This is a genomic window from Bradyrhizobium sp. LB8.2, assembly GCF_040548035.1.
In the GTDB taxonomy this organism is placed as follows: Bacteria; Pseudomonadota; Alphaproteobacteria; order Rhizobiales; family Xanthobacteraceae; genus Bradyrhizobium.
On record NZ_JBEPQV010000073.1, the window covers coordinates 1 to 2,023 of the forward strand.

Genomic DNA, 2,023 nt, shown 5'->3' on the forward strand with positions numbered 1-2,023 from the left:
TAGCCCAACTTGCGCAGAATCGACCCCCGGCTATAAGCAAATCAATGCCTTAGCCGAAAAGTTGGCACTACATTTTCTTGGGAATTGTGATCAGGCGCTGTGTTCGAGAGCTGGCAAGTGTTGCTCTGCGAGGCGCATTCGCTTTGGCAGGACGATGCCGAGACGATTGAGCAGGGCGGCCTGCGCCGGGTCTGGCTGGGTCACACAGCGCAGGCGAATCTGGTCATGCGCTGCGGTCGGCAGAACGACGTCCTGGGACTGAATGCGTTTGAGTTCTTCCAGGATGATGCACGGCGAATTACCGAGACCTGCGCGGCTCTGCCACATCTCCAGGCTCTTCCACAGCACGAAGGCGAGAAAGCAGACGAGGATATGAGCCTGCACGCGATCCTCGCGCTGGTGCCAGATTGGACGGAGGTTAAGTTGGTCCTTCTGGATGCGGAAGGCGGCTTCGGCCTGGGTGAGCTGGATATAGGCCTTCCAGAGCTGTCGATCGCTCCAATCGTCGATGTTCGAACGCAACAGATAGGCGCCCTCTGAGAGCGCGGCCCAGTCGTCGAACGAGGCATTGTAAACGACGCCAAGGCGGAAACCCGCGGAGCAGCCATCCGGCTCCAGCGTGATCGCGAAGCGGGCGGCGGATCGCTGGTTTTGCTGCAGGATGCGGCCGATCTGCCGGTTCACCGTCGCCGGATCAATGCGCTTCTTCGAACGAGCCAGCCGCGCTGCCAGGCGCCCGAGCGCTTCTTCGATCCGCCGGCTGAACTTGTCGTGCATGGCGCGCTCTTTGCTGCGCCGATCGGCCGAGCGGCACAGGATCACGGTCTCCCCGGTCTCGGGGTGGCGCATCAGCTTGACCTCGACGCCTTCGTTGACCATGCGCCAGCCATCCGGGCGAGCGAGTTCAAGGGCGAACTTCTTCAGTTCCGACTTCGGCGCGCCGATGATGTAGCGCCGGCCGGTTTGGCGCAGCCACGTCAGATTGTCGGCGCTGGCCATGCCGCGGTCGGTGATCCAGACTCTTCCCAGCATGCCATGCCGGGCCTCCATGGTGGCTACGATCGTCTGCAAGGTTCGCGAGTCGTGGGTGTTACCGGCGAACACCTCGTAGCCCAGGGGAAAGCCGTCGAAGGTTACGACCAGCGCGATGCACACCTGCTTGCAATCGGGACGATGGTCGCGGGAATAACCGCGTTGCGCCTGCGGATTGGCCGCGGCCTGGCCCTCAAAATATGTGCTCGTCACGTCGTAGAGCAGCACCTCGTTCTGGGTCGCAAACAGCTCTCCGCAGCGCTGCGACAGATGCGCTTCGAGCTCGCTCTTGTAGGCGAGCAGATGATCGAGCCCGCGATAGAGCCGATCCTTGTTGACCTCCTCGTCACCGAGCTGCAGCAGATCTGAAAGCGCCGTGCGTCGATACCAGTCCTCCGCGATGTGCAACTCGCTCGACGGTTCGCAAAATCGCGCGGCGACCAGCACGGCCGCCATCTTCGACCACGCGATGCGCGCCTTGCCGATCGGAAGCAGCCGCTCGCACAGAGCCTCAAGCCCGGTTCCGCGCCACAACGCAAGCGCCAGATACACATCGCCAAACTGACGCGGGCGCTCGATGCGGATGCCCTTCAACCGCACCGGCGCCGTCAATTGCTCGCTGCCATCATCGAACAGCTGCGCGCGCTCGGGAGTTCCGATCAACCGGTGCGCCAGCGCCCGTGCCTGCACGCGACCCTGCTCATCGAGTTCGCCGAGCTGCGCCACCGTTTGTTGAATGACCCGACGACCAACACGCACGCTGCGCACAAGGCGCCAATAGCGATGAACCTTCCCATCCTTGCGTATCGTGGTGTGGCGCAGATACATGCGCCCGAATCAATCCGACTCGCGGCCTTCAGAAAATACCCCAGGTTGGCACTACACGCCGAAATCCCCGCTTCGCACCGTCTAACCAATTGATCCGATTCAAGTCACGCGGTGCAAAATCCCCGAAAATAGCGAAATCTCGCCTCTAACTGCGCAAGTTGGG

The 2,023-nt window shown here is 61.9% G+C and carries 1 protein-coding gene; it reads right to left on the bottom strand.

Annotated elements, in window-relative coordinates; translation table 11 throughout:
- Positions 1 to 90: 90 nt before the first annotated feature.
- Complete coding sequence (locus tag ABIB06_RS38775; protein ID WP_354046357.1) at positions 91 to 1,860, bottom strand: IS1634 family transposase; 1,770 nt, start codon at positions 1,858 to 1,860, stop codon at positions 91 to 93.
- Positions 1,861 to 2,023 lie beyond the last annotated feature (163 nt).

What these genes read in the sequence shown, in the direction of transcription:
- ABIB06_RS38775 (WP_354046357.1), bottom strand. Translation starts at nt 1,860, where the DNA reads ATGTATCTGCGCCACACCACGATACGCAAGGATGGGAAGGTTCATCGC.